The 17,131-nt window shown below is 43.0% G+C and carries 14 protein-coding genes; 6 read left to right on the top strand and 8 right to left on the bottom strand.

Going from position 1 to position 17,131, the window contains the following annotated elements:
• Nucleotides 1–5 precede the first annotated feature (5 nt).
• Nucleotides 6–989 (top strand): fumarylacetoacetate hydrolase family protein, encoded by a 984-nt coding sequence (locus B6N13_RS13630; RefSeq protein ID WP_012070818.1) that lies wholly within the window; start codon nt 6–8, stop codon nt 987–989.
• Between the two features lie 10 nt (nt 990–999).
• On the top strand, nt 1,000–1,977 hold the full coding sequence (locus B6N13_RS13625) for an NAD-dependent epimerase/dehydratase family protein (RefSeq protein ID WP_169459648.1): 978 nt from the start codon (nt 1,000–1,002) through the stop codon (nt 1,975–1,977).
• 226 nt (nt 1,978–2,203) lie between these two features.
• On the opposite strand, the gene B6N13_RS13620 is transcribed toward B6N13_RS13625, so the two are convergent.
• The 6 genes from B6N13_RS13620 to B6N13_RS13595 all read right to left on the bottom strand — a co-directional run bounded on the left by B6N13_RS13620 (nt 2,204) and on the right by B6N13_RS13595 (nt 8,530).
• Nucleotides 2,204–3,859: a GMC family oxidoreductase N-terminal domain-containing protein gene (locus B6N13_RS13620; RefSeq protein WP_248280338.1), complete on the bottom strand. Its 1,656-nt coding sequence runs from the start codon at nt 3,857–3,859 to the stop codon at nt 2,204–2,206.
• A gap of 99 nt (nt 3,860–3,958) precedes the next feature.
• On the bottom strand, nt 3,959–5,350 hold the full coding sequence (locus tag B6N13_RS13615) for an aldehyde dehydrogenase family protein (protein ID WP_211172870.1): 1,392 nt from the start codon (nt 5,348–5,350) through the stop codon (nt 3,959–3,961).
• 119 nt (nt 5,351–5,469) lie between these two features.
• Complete coding sequence (locus B6N13_RS13610) at nt 5,470–6,390, bottom strand: helix-turn-helix domain-containing protein (RefSeq protein WP_169459647.1); 921 nt, start codon at nt 6,388–6,390, stop codon at nt 5,470–5,472.
• Between the two features lie 227 nt (nt 6,391–6,617).
• Nucleotides 6,618–7,484, bottom strand: coding sequence for a carbon-nitrogen hydrolase family protein (locus B6N13_RS13605; RefSeq protein ID WP_169459646.1), 867 nt, complete (start codon nt 7,482–7,484; stop codon nt 6,618–6,620).
• Nucleotides 7,485–7,500: 16 nt separating this feature from the next.
• A complete protein-coding gene (locus tag B6N13_RS13600) occupies nt 7,501–8,091 on the bottom strand; it encodes a GNAT family N-acetyltransferase (RefSeq protein WP_169459645.1) in 591 nt (196 codons plus the stop codon).
• 31 nt (nt 8,092–8,122) lie between these two features.
• Entirely contained in the window at nt 8,123–8,530 is a 408-nt protein-coding gene (locus tag B6N13_RS13595) for a ketosteroid isomerase-related protein (protein ID WP_169459644.1), read from the bottom strand.
• Nucleotides 8,531–8,798: 268 nt separating this feature from the next.
• Between B6N13_RS13595 and B6N13_RS13590 the strand changes: the two genes are divergently transcribed.
• Nucleotides 8,799–8,936 carry a hypothetical protein gene (locus tag B6N13_RS13590; protein WP_169459643.1) on the top strand — a complete coding sequence of 46 codons (138 nt, stop codon included), beginning with the start codon at nt 8,799–8,801 and terminating at the stop codon, nt 8,934–8,936.
• A gap of 92 nt (nt 8,937–9,028) precedes the next feature.
• On the opposite strand, the gene B6N13_RS13585 is transcribed toward B6N13_RS13590, so the two are convergent.
• Nucleotides 9,029–10,942, bottom strand: coding sequence for an FAD-binding monooxygenase (locus tag B6N13_RS13585; RefSeq protein ID WP_169459642.1), 1,914 nt, complete (start codon nt 10,940–10,942; stop codon nt 9,029–9,031).
• Nucleotides 10,943–11,079: 137 nt separating this feature from the next.
• Here B6N13_RS13585 and B6N13_RS13580 point away from each other — a divergent pair, with 137 nt between their 5' ends.
• Nucleotides 11,080–12,003 carry a LysR family transcriptional regulator gene (locus B6N13_RS13580; RefSeq protein ID WP_169459641.1) on the top strand — a complete coding sequence of 308 codons (924 nt, stop codon included), beginning with the start codon at nt 11,080–11,082 and terminating at the stop codon, nt 12,001–12,003.
• Nucleotides 12,004–12,008: 5 nt separating this feature from the next.
• Here the strand turns inward: B6N13_RS13580 and B6N13_RS13575 are convergent, their stop codons facing one another.
• Entirely contained in the window at nt 12,009–12,779 is a 771-nt protein-coding gene (locus tag B6N13_RS13575) for a M90 family metallopeptidase (protein ID WP_169459640.1), read from the bottom strand.
• Between the two features lie 282 nt (nt 12,780–13,061).
• On the opposite strand from B6N13_RS13575, the gene B6N13_RS13570 reads away from it, so the two are divergent.
• Together B6N13_RS13570 and mdoH are read left to right on the top strand one after the other, a co-directional pair.
• The gene (locus B6N13_RS13570) at nt 13,062–14,669 is read left to right on the top strand and encodes a glucan biosynthesis protein G (RefSeq protein WP_198135015.1); all 1,608 of its coding nucleotides are present in this window, start codon (nt 13,062–13,064) and stop codon (nt 14,667–14,669) included.
• A gap of 2 nt (nt 14,670–14,671) precedes the next feature.
• Complete coding sequence (mdoH, locus tag B6N13_RS13565; RefSeq protein ID WP_169459639.1) at nt 14,672–16,822, top strand: glucans biosynthesis glucosyltransferase MdoH; 2,151 nt, start codon at nt 14,672–14,674, stop codon at nt 16,820–16,822.
• Nucleotides 16,823–17,131 lie beyond the last annotated feature (309 nt).

Here is a 17,131-nt window from a genome sequence, read left to right as displayed (position 1 = left end):
ATAACATGAAATTTGCAACCCTACCGAATGGCACCTTAGACGGTCGTCTAGTCGTTGTTTCAAAAGATTTAAGTAAAGCTGTCGACGCCACAGTTATTGCGCCTAACTTATTATCAGTAGTACAAAATTGGCGAGAAAAAGCCGCCGATCTTCAGGCTTTGTACGACTTATTAAATGCAGGAAAAGTTGATGCAGCTTTTGATTTTGATCCGTCTACTTGTCTTGCACCATTGCCAAGAAGTTCGCAGTGGTTAGACGGCTCTGCGTTTATCAATCATGGTAAATTGATGGAGGAAGCGTTTAATACTAAGCCTATTCCCGATTTCGACACCATTCCTGTGATGTACCAAGGTGCGAGCGATGACTTTCAAGGTCCAACTGCAGATATTCTGATGCCAAATGAAGAGGATGGTATCGACTTCGAAGGTGAGTTTGGTGTGATTACAGGGCCAGTACCTATGGCGGCTACTCTGGACGAAGCGGCTCAGGCGATTTGTTTGTTAGTACAAATAAACGATTGGAGTCTACGATCGTTTGGGCCTCGTGAAATGGCGACGGGATTTGGTTTTATACAAGCTAAGCCTTCATCAAGTTTCGCACCAGTTGCGGTTACTCCTGATGAACTGGGGGATGCTTGGAAAAATGGACGCTTTAATTTGCATCTTAACATCACATGGAATGGTGAGCGTTTTGGTGAGCCTCATGGTAGCGAAATGAATTTTTCTTTCCCTGAGTTGATCGCTCATGCGGCACGAACTCGCAAATTAAATGCTGGTTGTGTCATAGGATCAGGTACTGTTTCCAATAAATCACGAGATGCAGGATCAGCGTGTATAGCAGAACGACGAGTGATTGAGAAAATCGATCTTGGTGAGATTAAAACCCAGTATATGCGTTTTGGTGATAGTGTCCGTATGCAGGCGAAATTTGATGATGGTCGCGATGGCCCATTTGGTGTGATTGAGCAAAAAGTCATGGCGAATAAATAAGGGCTGCCAGATGCATGTATTAATTACGGGCGCTAATGGCTTTGTTGGACAAGCGCTGGTAAACCATATTCTGTCCCAAGGCTGTGTTGGAGAAAGTAAGGTCTCGCGTTTGACCTTGCTGGATCGTCAGTTTGATGGTGCTGTTATTGATAGCTCATCATTCGATTTTGTAGTTGAGCAACATAGCGGTGACCTTGCTGACGATCAATGGCTTAAAGACACACTGGGACGTTTCCCCATGGATGTTCTTTACCATCTGGCCAGTATTCCCGGTGGCATGGCAGAAAAAAATGACGAGCTCGGTCGCAGTGTGAATATTGATGCCACAATGACCTTGCTGGAAATCTGCAAAGCGCAAACACAATCGATAGGTCACAAGCCTGTGTTGGTGTTTGCTAGTAGCATTGCGGTCTTTGGTATCATGTCAGACTTGGTCACCGATGATACACCGCTGAAACCTCAGATGAGCTATGGTGCCCATAAAATCGTTGCAGAGGTTATGATTAATGACTTTAGTCGCCGTGGCTGGGTCGATGGTCGCTCATTGCGTTTACCTGGAGTATTGGCTCGCCCGCCCGCAGAAACGGGTCAATTGTCGGCTTTTTTAAGCGATATTATTCGTGAGTTATCCCAAGGTCATGCTTTCGTTTGCCCTATGTCGGCACAAGCAAAAACATGGGCATCGTCTTTGCCAAACATTATTGAAAACCTTATCCATGGTGCAGCAGTAGAAGAAAGCAAACTAAAGGCGACTAGAACCTTTACCTTGCCCACTCTTTGTTTCAGTATGGCAGAAATAGTCGATGCTATTGGCTTGGTTTATAAGCAGAACGCGAAAGAACTCGTTAGCTATAAGCCAAATCTAATGATTGAAAACTTGTTTGGGCGTTTTCCTCCACTTGAAACCCCTTCTGCGGAGGAAGTGGGTTTTAAGCATGATGGGGATTTGAATAATTTAGTTAGGCAAGCGTTGGTCAATAGTAACTAGGAATTATTTTTTAGAAATAAATCTTTGTGATTAATTAAAAATAGCGACAGCATGAATGAAATATGCGGAACCATTTTTTATCATTCACTAGTAAGGAAAAAGGGCCGTATTACTAAGTTTTTATAAAACTGATTCGATTTTGACTTAAAAAACCGTATCTAGATTTATGCTCTAAATACGGCTTTTAGGTGCTCGATGACTTATATTGGTGATAGCTTAAATGAGTTTAGCTCGCTTTAATTATGTCGGCCGCTTTCTCTGCGACCATGATGACAGGTGCATTTGTATTGCCGGCCATGACATAAGGGAATATAGATGCGTCTGCTACTCTTAGCCCTTTTATGCCTTTTACTCTTAATTGAGGATCTACAACTGACATTGCATCATTGCCCATTTTACAAGTGCCATTTTGGTGGTGATAAGATAAAACTGCCGAACGCGCATACTCAGCCAGCTGTTCGTCCGTTTGCACGGATGGTCCAGGGTAAATTTCTCGTCCTCTCCATTCATCTAGTGCTGGTTGTGAGTTGATTTCCCGCATTTGTTTAATTGATTGGACTAGAATATCTATATCATTCTTCGTTTGTAGAACCTGAGGATCGATGTTCATTTCATCTTCGGGATCGGATGAGCGCAGAGTGATGCTGCCACGAGATGTTGGTCGAACTCCTGCTGCACACAAAGAATATGCGTTCATTGTTGGTTTTTCTTGTTCTGGTGCGTAGTAGGGAACATGAAAAAATAGTGGCTGCATATCAGGTCCAGGTAGACTTTCTTTTGATTTGACGAAGCAATGTCCATGAAGAATCTGGATTGACATGTCTGTTGGTGGCGGTATTTCTTTTGCTCCTTCATAAATTACAGGGCATAGGGTGTGATCGTGTAAATTTTTACCTACACCAGGTAGGTTAACTTTTACTGCAATCCCAAGCTTTTCAAGCTCTTGTTTTGGACCTATTCCAGAGAGCATTAAAATACGTGGGCTCTCAATTGCTCCACCACATACTATGACTTCTTTTTTAGCTGTTACGGTTTGTTTCTTACCTTCCTGCATATAGGTGACACCTACAGCTCTGCCTTTTTCTATTTCTACTTTATGAACGCGAGCATTGGTGATTAGCGCTAAATTTTTACGTTCAAGAGCGGGGCGTAAAAAAGCGACTGCCGTTGAATCTCGTTTCCCATTCCTAGTATTAAGGTCGGTGAAGGCAACCCCTTCTTGAGAAGCTCCATTGGTATCATGGTTATAGGCTAATCCTGCTTGTTGAGCGGCTTCTACAATGGCTTTTGTAACAGGGTGGGGTGTGAATTCGCTAGTAACATGAAGTAGACCACCGACACCATGATAGTGGTTTTCTCCGCCAGAAAAATCTTCTGATTTTTTAAAGTAGGGCAAAACTGAGTCGTAGTCCCACCCAGTGCAGCCAAATTCGTTTGCCCATTGGTCGTAATCTGAGGCATTACCTCGCACATAAATCATGCCATTTAGAGAAGAGGAGCCACCGAGTACTTTCCCCCTAGGCCAATAAAGTGAGCGACCATGGGCATGTTCTTGTGGCACCGTTGAATAACCCCAATCGTACGCCGTCCCCCATAGTTCTATTAAACGTATAGGAGTAGATATTTTTTCACTATTGTCAGGTCCGCCAGCTTCAATAAGGAGCACGCTAGCACCATTTTCCGTCAATCTATTAGCAAGGACACATCCTGCGGAGCCTGCTCCACAAATGATGTAATCATATGAACCCTCAGCGGCATTAGCTAAATTAATACTAGCTCCAAAAAGGCCACCACCTAGAGCTAATACTCCAGATGCCACCATAGTATGTCCAATAAAGCTGCGTCGTGATAAGTCGATTTTTTTTGTTTTTGTATCCGTCATAATGAACTCACTATTATTTAGTAGACTATTTCAAAGGAATGGCTCTCGTATCACTTTATGACCGAGGCCATTTTAATTTTGGGAGTTGATTAGCAAGAATTAACTGAAAATAACTTGAATATCGGTATATTCCATTAAGCCTTCATCTGAAAATTCCACCCCGATACCAGATGATTTAACGCCTCCGAAGGGAGCATTCGGTTGAATAGCACCATGCTTATTAATCCAAACTGAGCCGCACTCTAACTGGTTAGCAATGCTTTTCGCCGTTTCGATATTTGATGACCAAATAGAGCCACCTAGGCCATTAGGTGAGTCATTAGCAAGACGAATCGCCTCATCTATATTGGAGTACTTTACAATAGGTAATACGGGGCCGAATTGTTCTTCATCAACCAAAGAGTCTCCGTTTTTCAAATCGGAAATAATAGTTGGTGGGTAGAAAAGACCTTTGCCAGGCTCGCCCCCTAAAAGCACCTTTCCTTGCTGTTTGGCTTCTGAAATCAAGCGTGAAACCTTGTCAAACTGTGCTTTATTTTGGATTGGGCCTAATATGCTTGATTCATTCATACCGTCACCAACAGGTATTTTTTTAGCAAATTCAACAAGTGATTCACATACAGCGTCATATACTGACTCATGTACATATAGTCGCTTCATTGCAGCACAGGTTTGTCCATTGTTAATGAACGCCCCCCAGAATAAGCCTTCTGCAATGGCGTTAGGATCGACATCTGGTAAAACAATGCCCGCATCATTACCACCTAATTCTAAGGTGAGTCTTTTCATACTGTCGGCAGCAGTCTTCATGACTTTTATACCTGTTGCACATGAGCCTGTGAAAACAATTTTTCTTATATCTGGGTGTGCTGACATTGCTGCGCCTAAGTTGAATTCTTGATCGTCGCCTGTTACGACATTAATAACGCCAGGAGGTAATACTTCTTGCATTATTTCAATTAGACGAATGGTAGATAGGGGGGTATTTGGTGAGGGTTTAATCACAACCGTATTACCTGTTCTTAGCGCCGGTATTACATGCCAAATTGCGATTAATATAGGAAAGTTCCATGGTGTTATTGAACCGATAACGCCAAGTGGTTTTCGGTGTAGCTCTACTTTTCCATCTGTGTTGTCTTGTAAGATTTTGACGGGAATAGATAGATTAGATGTATATCCAGCCCAAGCTACAGCTGCACCAACTTCCCAGCGAGAACCTAAACCATTTAATGGTTTTCCTTGTTCGAGGGTTATTAGTTTTGCTAGTTCTTCGGAGTGATCTTCTATTTTCTTAGTTATTGCAAGGCATTTCTCTTTAAGTTCATCATCAGTCAGCGAAGACCAATGTGGGAAAGCGGATTTAGCGGATTCCACTGCTATATTTAATTCTTCATTTCCCATATTGGCCGTCTGACCAATAATTTGACCTGTAGAAGGGTTTAAGACATTGAAACTTGCATCAGCTGATCTATTTGAAATGGAACTGTTCATTATTTTTATTCTCCATAGTTGCTCGGTGTCGTAACAAATAACGAGTAACAAGGATCATAGAAAAAATGTAATCGTGGGGACTTGGACTTATCCGACAAGGTAATTGGACAATTACGCCACTACTCCGTTGCCCCAGGTGTTGTATGGTATTTTTTTCTGAATTCGCGATAAAAGTAAGATAAGTCGTTGAATCCTGAGTTAAGTGCTATATCGGTCACACTTTCATTTAATCCCCCATCTTTTCGTAAACATAGTCTAGTGTGAGCGTGTTCAAGTCTTTTATTAATAATCCTATGTCTTGGTGTTTCGCCTAAAACTTGAAAGTGCCTTTGTAGGGTTAGTTCAGAAATATTTAAATGATATGCAACGTCACGTGGAGAAAAACTTGCGTTTAAACAGTGTTTATCAATGAGTGCCAACGCTTTTGAAAGTAGCTGTTCGTTTGGCTCTATATGGCTAACATTATATGTGGTGTGAAGGTATGCACTAATTAAACTAAGAAAAGCATCACCTAAAGACTGTTGATGCACATCGTCAGCGGTAATCATTTTTCTTAAGACAGAATGTATTGCCAACCAGAGTGGGTCATCTCGAGATATGTTAATGCCACCATAGCCAATATTACCAAAGCGATGCATCGCTTCGTCTCGAGGAATGTGAAAGGATATTTGGCGAGATCTGTGATTATCATATTGGAATATTGAGGGTTTCACTGAATCGACAAGAAACATATCGCCTGGTCGCAATTTTGTTATATTTTCTTCTTGTTGGACATGGCTGCACCCTAAGTCTTGCACTAAAAGGAAAAAGTATTCTCCAGGGTCTTGGCGTATGGCTTTTTTATCTCTTTTTATTTGAACAGAATTAATATCTACAATTGCGGTATCAAACGTCCCGAAGCGTTCGGTAGTTATTCCTCCATCAATCATACCTGTTCTTGATTTGGGTTCGACATCAAATTGTCCGCACACTTTACGGATTTCTGAAGTGAACATTTCTACGGGTAGCAGGTTATGATGAGATTGAATAAGTGGTTCCATCTAGACCTCATTGAATTCATATATTTTTATTTTTAGACAATTATTTTTGAACTCCACGTAGAAAAAGATAGCACAATGAGATACATAAAATGAAATAATTAGTATTTTATTGTATCCCATTTTGAGGTGGCTATGCGGTATGAGATATGATGTGCCTACACAACATTATTGAATATTTTCAATTCTTTAGATGCTATTTTACTAAGGCTTTCAAAGATTTAATCCAATCATTTGAAGTCAAATTGCTTGGGCCAGTCTCGGTAGTTAAATACTTGGCCTTCTTCACGGATGTGGGCGATTTCGGATAAATCCACAGTAGCAAATACCCAGCCAGCTTGGTTATCTTTACCTTCTACTAATATGCCATTATCAGGGAATCCATAGTCCACAGGTGTATAAACGCTAGCACGTCCTGTATTCACGTCTACTGCTTCGGACCAAGGCGCATTGCCAATAGTAGGGGATTGCACAACATAGCATTGGTTTTCCAAAGCACGAGCTTGGCAGCCTATTCGCACACGATGAAAACCCGCTTGAGTATCTGTGCAACTTGGTACAAGTAATAGATCGGCGCCCGCAGCCACTTGTCGATTGGCAATCATGGGAAATTCTGAGTCGTAGCAAATATGAATACCAATGCGACCAAGTTCAGTATCAATAACTTTTATCTGTTCACCGCCGCTAATATACCATTGCTCGTTTTCAAAGCGTGTCATCATCAGCTTATCTTGAAAATCAATAAGACCAGAGGGGCCAAAAAGATTCGCGCGATTTAGAAAGCGACCGTCGTTCTGCTGGGTAGGGAAGCTACTGGCGAGGATAAATAGGTTATAGCGTTTTGCTAATTCTGCATGCAGGTCATACCACTTTGGTAATAGGCTTTGCATAGCATGAAGCTGTTGTTGTAAGTCACTATAAACAGCTTCGCCAAACAAAGAAGCCAGCTCCATACTGCCATACTCAGGGAAGACCAAGAGTCGAGCATCTTGTTGTGCCGCATTGGTTACCCAGCGCTCTAGCTTTTCGGCAAACTCTTCCCATTGGCTGAAAAAGCCAATGTCATATTGTGCGGTAGCCAGTTTAAATTTGCTCATAATTTGTCAGTCGCATTCACGCTAAGGATTTCATCCAAAATGTCATGGGTTTGAGAGATTCTGTTTTCTCACCAACTTCTTTCCAACAGAAGTGAGTGGCAAGCTCTGGGCGCTTTTCATAGCCACGGTTATGCCAGAACAGATCCAGAGGTTGGTAATTATCAGGGCGATCGGGGTGATTGTCCGGACGTTGCACCGCGCAAAAACAAGAGAGTTTTATTCCTTCAATGCTTCTCGCATGAGCTTCCCGGTGATCAAAAAAGGCGACACCAGCCCCTTGTCCTCGATACTCAGGTAAAAGCACTGATTCTCCACAATAGAAGATCTCATCGAGATCATAACCGGCCTCTATAAAAGGCTGTGTTACTTCATTGGTTTCATAGCGCAGTGGTAAGCCTGTCGAAGCCCCGACGATTTTATCACCATCAAATGCTAAGACGATCACGCTGTTTGGTGCTTCAATGTAGGTTTTAAGGTAGCGAGCTTCGTATTGTGTATCCCCATCATAAAGGTAGGGGAAGTCGCGGAAAACACCCATTCGCAGGTGGGCTAATTCATCAATGTATTGATTTAAAGCGGAGCCTGATAAGCATTGGAATGTCAGCATAGTCTATTTTCTACCATGATCAGAAACGGGTTTATGCAGAGACTTGTGCGATCCAATCTTCTAGATTGTAATAGTTGGTGACACGCGCCACTTTGCCATCACGAATATCAAAAAAAGCACCGGCCGGTAGTTTGTAAGTCTGACCATTGGCTTCGGGCAGTCCATCATCCGTGGCGATGTATTCACCTAATACGGTAAATTCAACCGCAGCACGATCGCCAGATGGATTCGTCATAATTACTATGTCGACGATGGTTTCTTTGTAGTTTTTGTTCATGCGATCCATAAAGGCGGCAAAGGTGTGTTTACCTACTTCGCGGTTGCCTTGGTTAATATCGTGAATCACATCTTCTGTAAGTAAAGACAAAAAGTGGTCCATATCCTGAGCATTAAAGGCATTGTAGTAAGTTTGCAGTAATTCAACCGTTGCTTGGCTCATGTTAAAGACTCCAGAAAATAAAAAATAAAGGCCAAATGTTAGTTATTTATGGTGAATCGAGAAAGCCTTTTTTATGGCGTTGGCAAAAACAAGCAATAGCTTGTCGTCTATGAAAAGCATTATCAGAAACGGCTTAAGAATATGATGCTTCATTGGCGGCGTGTAACGCTATGACTTTGCTGATGTACGCTCAACGTAAAAAATAGCGCTAATCAGCGTAGATATAGATATTGAACGTGATAACAGTCACGAGAGTAAAGGTGTTTATGTGCTTAATGCCAGCCTTAAGTTAAACGGTGGCTTAACCGATGAGCAACGGCAAAGCCTAGGAACTATTGCGGATAAATGTCCTATCCATAAATTGATGGCATCGGTTAGCACGGAAATTAATACTCTAGTCCGATAGTTGACCCTTAGGGCTGATAGAGACCGCTTTTTATTTCTCCTCTCTTAGTAATTAAGAGAGGAGAAAATTGTCTTCGAGTAAAATTTTCAGAATTAAGTACTTTGAATAAGTACTTTCTCAAAGAAACTCATTAATCCATGATGATCGTCTAATGGCACAACATCAGCAACATATTGGTCAGGTCGAACGATGATTATGCAGCCGTTTTTCTTGTCGATTCCTCGTTTGTCATAGAACGAGTTCTCTTCACAAAGAGCGCTGTAGACTTTTTCATAATCCTTTAACCCGTGGCAGCCTTTTGATGGCTGTAAAAGCGAATGAATATCGGCTACTTCTATTTCCCGATGAGGTACTTGGAAGACAGCTTGCACATTGATTATGGCATCGATATCTGCATCTTTTGGTGTAAAACGTTGGATAGGGGATGACGGGTTGTTTTGTAAAAACTCGCACAGGGCTTTAACTTTGCAAGTATCGCTCATAAAGCTTTGCTCTCCTGCAAAGGCGAGAATGTGCCAACGACCATCGGCTTTCATACTGTGACCAAGATGTACCGGTTTTGCATCAGCGTGGCGAGTTACTTTGGCAGAATGAAAACGCATACCAATGGTTTGCCCTGTTGCTAAACCTTGATGTTGTCCAGACGATACCAAGTCTGACTGCGGATAGTGAATGGCGGTACCGGCGGTGAAGCGACCAAACTGAACAAAGTATTGCTGAAAAGCGGTTGGATCAACACCATCCGGATTGGTTGCAGATTTAGGTTTGGCGCTGAACATTTTCGAAAACTCGCGATCGAAATCGATTAATTGCTGAGCCACAGTTTGTCTTTCGAAAGAATAAGACTGCAGTAATTCTGCATTTGCTCTTCCTGTTAGCACATGGGCAAGTTTCCAGCCCAAATTCCATGTGTCATTGACCGAAGTATTCAGTCCTTGTCCCGCTTTTGGGCTGTGAGTGTGACAAGCGTCACCAGCTAAAAATACATGAGGTAATCGACCATCTTCGGCGTCATCAAATGCGGTAGTAAGCCGTTGGCCGATTTCATACACGCTCCACCAAGCGATTTCTTTCACTTCAATGGTGTACGGATGTATGATGCGGTTTGCTGCAGCAATAAGGTAATCGGTTGTGATTGATTGTTTGCTGAGTCGTTCATTGTTTTTTAGTTTGTCCAGCTCAATATACAAGCGCACCATGTAACCGCCTTCGCGCGGAATGATCAGCATGTTGCCTTCATTACTGGAATGAATCGCTGATTTTAGTCGAATATCAGGAAAGTCGGTTACTGCCAATACATCCATAACGCCCCATCCTTGATTAATAGAATCGCCGACCAATTCACGGCCAATGGATTTACGTACTGTGCTCCTAGCACCGTCACACCCAACCACGTATTTGGCTTTAACCGTTTCGATCACGCCAAGATGTTGAGAGTCTAAGCGTTCAAACGTCAGTGTCATCGGGTAGTCTGTGACTGCTGGATCGACTTCAAGGTTGAGTAGTTGGCGGGAGTAATGAGGAGCGATTTTCCCTGGCCCGTGGCGCATCACATCAAGAAAGGCGTCATGCACTCTGGCTTGGTTGATGATGACATGAGGCATTTCAGATAAGTCATCTTCCACGTCTTGAATTTTGCTACTGCGTGCAATCTGTTCTGGTTGTTCAGTATTAGGTTTCCAAAAAGCGGTTTCGTTTACCCAGTAGGCTTCTTGCTTAATTTGATCTGCGAAGTCATAGGCTTCAAACATTTCCATGGTACGACAAGCAATACCATCAGCTTGACCTACTAATAAACGATCGTCTTTTTGTTCGACAATACAGGTAGAAATAGAGGCAAATTTCGACAACTGCGCGGCGAGATTGAGCCCTGCAGGACCACAACCCACAATCATTACATCGACTTCTGCTGGTAGTGGATGTTTTAAAGGCGGAGCGATGATTCGATCTGCAGGATCTGTAATTTTAGGATCGCCTGGGTGAAAGCCTTGTTGATAAAATTGCATGGATTGTCCTCTTATTATTGTCTGTGGCTGGCTATTAGAAATTAAAAGATTTGCTGTCTGGAATAGAAATGACTTTAATGTATTCAAGGTATAAGTAAAAATAGATTTTTATCTCAAGACTAATAGAAAACGCATAGATGAATCCTAACTTATTGAAGCAATTAGCCATCGTTGTGAAGCAGGGCTCTCTTAGTCGAGCTTGCGAACAGCTGTATATAACTCAGCCAACATTGACACGTAGTATTCAGCAGTTGGAAATGAGAGTCGGTGCACCAGTGCTTATTCGAACGCGTTATGGCGTACAGCCTACCGAAATAGGTGCAAGATTAGCGCAAATTGGCGAAAGGATTTTGGCTGAAACAGAACAAGGCGAAGAGGTCATTCGACAGTTTCATAGCGGCTATCATAATGAATTTGTGATTGGTATTGATCCGCTTTGGGAATTTGCCACGGTAGAGCAAATGACCGCCTATTTTATGCAAGAAAAGCGTTATGTCTTTCACTTTAGGACGGGCTCCGCGGCCGCGCAGATTGAGTTATTACAAAAGGGTGAACTCGACTTTTTATTGGCGCCTGCGCACCTTACAGTTAAGCAGGGGGCGCTCGATAGACAGTTGTTGTTTCGAGATCGCTCCGGTGTTTTTGTTGGGAAAAAATCGGCTCTTAGAGGAGAGAATACCATTATTTCTCAAGAGATTTTGGAGAAGCAAAATTGGATAGTAGCTGGAGCAAATGCCGGTTTTCTTGATCGTCCGAGCGAGCTTATTGGGCTCAAAGCTGCCAGCATGGCGTTTACGGGCAGTATTCGCTCTGTTTTATACCTTTTAAATACGTCCGAGGTATTGGTCCGTCTACCTGCTCGTTTAGCTTTAATGACTGGGGCGGTTGAAATTGATCAATTGATTAAGGTGCCAGAACCAAAAGGACCAAGGCGCGACATCGCGCTTTGGTCAAGAGTAGATAATTTGGAGCGCCCTGAGTGCATGAAAGTTCATGAATTGATTCGTGGCTTTATGCAAACACTGGACGATACTGTATCGACATTTGAATTGGACCTATGACCTAGTTAGGGCGCTGGTTGCTGACGATAAAATTGGCACAGTAGTCGGTAAACATCAGGCATCTCTTTTTTCATCATTTTAGGATCTTCAAAAAAAGTTTCACTGCACACTGCGAAGAACTCGGCAGGATTAGTTAAGGCATATTCATCGAGCGGCAAGTGTTTATGATGCTGCCAATCCATTCGTAGGTGTTGGAATGATTCGGTGAATATGTCATGCCATTCGCCGGGCTTCATGTCAGGGTGCATAGGCGGAGCACCATTAGCGCCATCACGAAGCATGTCTAATTTATGTGCGAATTCATGAATGACCACATTACTGGCTTTGCCATGACGGGCATGAGCGCCCGTTTCTAGGATGGATTCCCACGAAAGAATCAAGGGCCCCCTCTGCCATGCTTCGCCGCTTAACCCTCGACCTTCCGCGTGTACGACACCATCTTCACTTTGATAAGGGTGGTTGGTGATAAAGTCTCCTTCGTACAAAATGATGGTTTTACAGTGGTCGTACCAATCTAAACCGAGATGCAAAATAGGCACACACGCCATAGTGGCAAGTTTTAGGCACATGGCTTCAGTGAATTGAAAGTCGGCACCAGGTGTAACACCTTTACGAGCAAGGAAATGAAAGCTCATATCACGAAGTGTGTCACGCTCAGTGCCTTGGTAACGGATCATAACGGGCCAGTCAGCAATGGCGGATTCCCATTGTTCTATGGTAAATCCCATTGCTTTGATTCGCCGTTTTTCCAGCCAATTATTGAATTGTTTGAACATTATTTTATCTCTATTGAATACGAAGGCTTGTTTAATATATTGTTCAATATCAGTCGAGTAAGTGTATTAGTAGTGCGCAGTAGTCGGTTGAGATATGTGGGTTAATGATAATAAATGTCATTAAGCTTCCTTAAGCACAATCTCTCCTTAATTCTTATGAATTCCTCCGACTTTGCTGCCTTAATCTCGCGCGAGTTTACTTATATCATGAATGTCAAATTTATGACGTCATCCTTATGTTGAGGATTGGTTAAGTCCAATTAAGCAACGAGAGAGCTTCTTTTGAAATTATTTTTTACTTCTTTATCTCATATGCGCGCCAATTCGTTTTGGCTTATAAAAAGATCTTTATTAACATCCCTATTAATTAACTTAATAGGTCATGCACAAGCAGAAGAGTCTGATGTTAAGGTAGATTCTGTTCCTGTGGCTGAAAGCGTTCAATTAGAGCAAGAGTCAAAAGGGTATGCTTTTTCGAATCAAACGGTTATCGATTTGGCTAAAGAGTTGGCTCAATCTCCAATGAAGCCTGCGGAGAAAGCACCGCAAGCGCTGACTGAGATGGATTATCCTACCTATCGACAAATTAATTTCCAGCAAAACCAAGCGGTTTGGGGAAACACGCCAACAAAATTTTCAGTTCAGCTTTTTGCTCCTGGTTTTATATTTAAAGATTTAGTCTCTATTGATGTCGTGGAAAATGGCCGTGCTTTTCCCTTGAATGTATCGTCAGATTCTTTTACCACACCGAATGCAGAGATTAGTAAGCTAATTTCTCAGGTTGGTAAATATGCCGGATTACGATTGCATTACCCAATTAATGATGCGAATACGAATGATGAATTTGCTGTTTTTCAAGGCGCTAGTTATTTTCGTGCAGTTTCCAAAGGACAGTCTTATGGTTTGTCAGCCCGAGGCCTTGCTGTAGATGTTGCCCAGCCAAAGGGTGAAGAGTTCCCAATGTTCAAGCAGTTTTGGATTGAACGTCCATCATCAAGCCAAGATGCGATAGTTGTTCATGCTTTATTGGACAGTAAGAGTGTTACTGGAGCTTATCGTTTCGGCATCTATCCAGGAAAGCCGACTCGTATCGATGTAAAAGCGACCTTGTTTCCACGAGTTGATTTGAAAAATGTGGGTATTGCTCCATTGACATCGATGTTCATGTACAACAGCTCACTGGATGTTTCGGATGTGCCTGATTACCGTACTGCTGTTCATGACTCTGATGGTTTACAGATTTTAACCGGTAAAGACGAGATGCTCTGGCGACCTTTGAACAACCCTAAATCTCTACAAGTCAGCGCTTTTAGTGACACCTCGCCAAAAGGCTTTGGCCTAATCCAACGTCATCGTAAGTTTGAGGACTATCAAGATTTAGAGGCCAGCTATCACACTCGTCCTTCTGCTTGGATTAAACCGATGAATGATTGGGGGGCAGGGCATGTTGAACTGGTAGAGATTCCGTCAAATTCGGAGACCAATGACAACATCGTTGCGTATTGGCAGCCTAAAGATGGGCTTAAAAAAGACCAATCATATACTTATCAATATTTGATGACTTGGTCTAACGACACGCCTGTTTCATTGGATTACCCTCGTGTGGTTCGCAGCGCCAAAGGCGTGAAACTATTTAAGACAAACCCAGAAGTAGTGATTGATTTCAATAAAATGCCAGATGTAAATGTTGATGATCTGAAGATTGACGCCAGCATTAGCAAAGGAAAAATACTCGAAGCGATAGCTGTCAAGAATCCCCATAAAAATGGTGTCCGTGTTTACGTTTCATTTGATCCTGAGGATGTCAACTTGGCAGAGTTAAGAGTGCAACTTAAACAAGGAGATACCGCCGTCGCTCCTACTTGGCTGTATCGTTGGATGAAGGAATAATCATGTTAAAGGATAGCGCAACAAAATTAGCATTGCCGCCAGCTTCGCCTTTGGATATGCCGCGTCATACCGTTGATGAAGCTCCCCAAGCTCGCAAGAAAAGATTACAAGGTTTTGCTGTTACGACATTTCTTTCGCGCTTGTTTGTTTTATTTAGCACTGCTGGGTTGTCTTGGTACGGTGCCACTGAAATGTACAGTGTGCTGAATACTAATGCGATTGCAGGCTTGCAGTGGGCGTTCTTGGTTTTATTTTGTATTAACTTTACGTGGATTTCTTTTGCGTTCTCACAAGCAACGCTTGGCTTAATTTTCCAGTTGTGGCCTTTTTCTCGCACTCGAAAAGAACAAGACGTAGAAGGCGTTACGGCTATTTTATTACCTGTTTATAATGAAGATCCTCTGCGTATTCGTGCCAATATCCAAGCCATGCACGAAGACCTAATGAAACAAGCTCCGGGCAAGTTTGCATTCTTCATTTTAAGTGATACCAACAGAGCGGATGCATGGATTGCCGAGGAACAAGCGTTTCGTCCTTTACTAAATGATGATGCTACGGCTTGCCCAATTTATTACCGTCGTCGTTACAATAATGCCGAGCGTAAAGCTGGCAACATTGCAGAATGGGTGACGGGTTACGGTGGCGATTATGAATGCATGATTGTGTTGGATGCTGACAGTTTGATGGGGGCGGATTGCCTTATTTCTCTGACTCGTCGTATGGCAGCCGAACCGGGTTTGGGATTGATTCAAACTTTGCCAACTATCATTCGTGCGAACACTTTATATAGCCGTATTCAGCAGTTTGCCAACCATTGTTTTGGTCCTATTTATGCTTCTGGTTTGGCGGCGTGGCATGGTTATTCTTCTAATTTTTGGGGACATAATGCCATTATTCGTACCAAAGCATTTGCCGATGCTTGTGGCTTGCCAGTTTTAGAAGGTAAAGCACCTTTCGGTGGTCATGTGATGAGCCACGACTTTATGGAGGCCGCGTTATTGCGTCGTGCTGGTTGGGGCGTGCGTTTCGATACGGATTTGAAAGCGTCTTATGAAGAAGCACCACCGTCGCTGGTGGATGTGATTGTACGTGATCGTCGTTGGTGTCAGGGCAACTTGCAGCACAAAGCCTTTGTGTTTGCTAGAGGTTTTCACTTCGCGACTCGCTTACATTTGATGTCTGGCATCATGTCATACCTCAGTGCTGTTTTCTGGTTGATGTTGATCGTGGTGGGTTTTGCTTTGGCGGTTCAGGCGTACTTTGTTCGTCCAGAATATTTCGCCAATCCATCCTTGTTTCCAACATGGCCGGTATTTGATTTCGAAAAAGCGCGTTCTTTGTTCATTTTATCCATGGCACTGGTGCTAGCACCTAAAGTGTATGGTTGGTTGTCCGCAATGTTGAACTTTCGCCGCTGTATGCAATTTGGCGGTCCGATATTACTGACCTTAAGTACCTTGGTAGAAACAGTGTTATCGGCTTTGTATGCGCCGATTCTGATGTTGTCTCAATTCCAAGTTGTTTATGATGTTTTTAAAGGCCGCGACAGTGGTTGGAAGCCTCAGTCTCGTGATGACGGCGCAACGTCGTGGAAAGTCGCTGCTCGTGCGCACTGTAGTCATACTTTATTGGGCTTAGGGTTGGCAAGTGGTGCACTATTTTTAAGTATCGAGTTGTTCTATTGGTCTTTACCAATTAGCTTTGGTTTGATTTTGTCTATTCCATTATCTTGGATCAGTGGCGGCGCTAAACGTGGCAATGTGATCCATTATTTGGGCCTTATGCGCGCACCAGAAGAAAAGCGTCCGCACCCAATTATTGACATGCAAAGTCGCTATGATGATGCACAGAGCGAGCTAGATTTTGATGGCGCTCTGTCTTCTTTAAAACGCTTGTCATCTGATGCGACACTTTTTTATTGGCACCTTGCTCAAATGCCAATGGATGAGCCTAACAAAGAATTTTGTCGCGCGTGGATTTGCGCCGAATGGCAAATTCTTAACAGTAACGATATTCAAAGTTTGTTAGATCACCTCAATGAAAAAGAGTGTCTTGCTATTCTGCAACATCGAGAGCTGATGACAGCAATGGAGAAGTATTTGCCCAAAGATAAGCAGGCTAGCAAACTTCCTGAAGAGTTTGTGTTGGCTTAAGTGAGTTTGATTTGGCTTAAGTTAGAAACGGCGCAAATTGTATTTGCGCCGTTTTTTGTTTGCCCAGCGAAGCTGGCAAACCCGTCAGGTTGTAAGAAACCTGTCTCACCCCGACTGGGGGGAAGAGAATCCGAATCGCAAGGGCGTTGCTGGCCAACGGCAGGGTCTGAAGGAAGCGATAGGAAGTTAACAGTACACAACGCAAGTGAACCTGCTTCGGCAGTTTAGGTGGGTAAGCGTGCAAAATAGCGCAAAGCCCGATACTCAGTCAGACCTAGGCTGTGTTTGAGGGTGGCATTGTTAACAGGG

This window comes from Marinomonas sp. UCMA 3892 (genome assembly GCF_012726345.1).
Taxonomy (GTDB): domain Bacteria; phylum Pseudomonadota; class Gammaproteobacteria; order Pseudomonadales; family Marinomonadaceae; genus Marinomonas.
This window is presented reverse-complemented; position numbering and strand designations above follow the sequence as displayed.